The sequence below is a fragment of the Megasphaera sp. MJR8396C genome (assembly GCF_001546855.1).
GTDB lineage: Bacteria > Bacillota > Negativicutes > Veillonellales > Megasphaeraceae > Megasphaera.
In genome coordinates, this window is record NZ_KQ958187.1 from 1 (window position 1) to 879 (window position 879).

The window sequence follows — 879 nt, forward strand, 5'->3', positions numbered from 1 at the left end:
GACCGACGACAGCGGTGCTGCTGTTAAGCAAGACCTCGGTAAGACCATCCAGATTGCCGGTGACGGTCAGAATATTACGACCACAGCCGATGCAACGAATGGCAAGATTACCGTTGCCTTAAGCAACGATATCTCCATCGGTGCGAAAGACGGCGCTGACGGTACAGACGGTGTCGACGGTAAGATTGGCGTCAACGGTAAAGACGGTTCGGCCGTCGTTATCAACGGCGCTGATGGCTCCATCGGCTTGACCGGCCCTGCCGGCGCTGACGGAACACCGGGCACGACGGTTACCATCAAGGCTGGCGACAGCGTAAATAATGTAGAAGGCAACCCGGTTGATCGTATCACGGCAGGCGGCGAAACCATCGCAACCATGAGTGACGGTCAGAAGTACGCCGGCGACAATGGCCAGACTGACACGACGAAAGTCATCGCCAAGAAACTCAACGAACAGCTCGACATCATTGGTGGAGCCGATGCTGACAAACTGACGGAAAACAACATTGGCGTCAATAACGTTAATGGTCAGTTGAAAGTTCAGTTAGTGAAAGACATCGACTTGGGCGATACTGGTTCTGTCACAACCGGTGCTACGGTAATGAACAATGATGGCATTACCATTACTCCGGCAGCAGGCACGGGCACAGGTAACCCTGTAACCTTAACCGGCACCGGTCTCAACAACGGCGGCAATCAGATTACTAACGTAGCCAGTGGTACAACCGGCACTACTTACGACACTTCTGTAGAAGGGCAGGAAGACTACAACAACGCAGCCAATATCGGTGATTTGACGACAGCTATCAATGACGTTAAAAATGCGGAAAATGGTGGCGGCTTCGGCTTGACCGACGACAGCGGTGCTGCTGTTAAGCA

The 879-nt window shown here is 53.1% G+C and carries 1 pseudogene; it reads left to right on the forward strand.

The window, feature by feature from the left end:
- A pseudogene (locus HMPREF3201_RS11885) lies at window positions 1-879 on the forward strand (hypothetical protein); the annotation flags it as partial.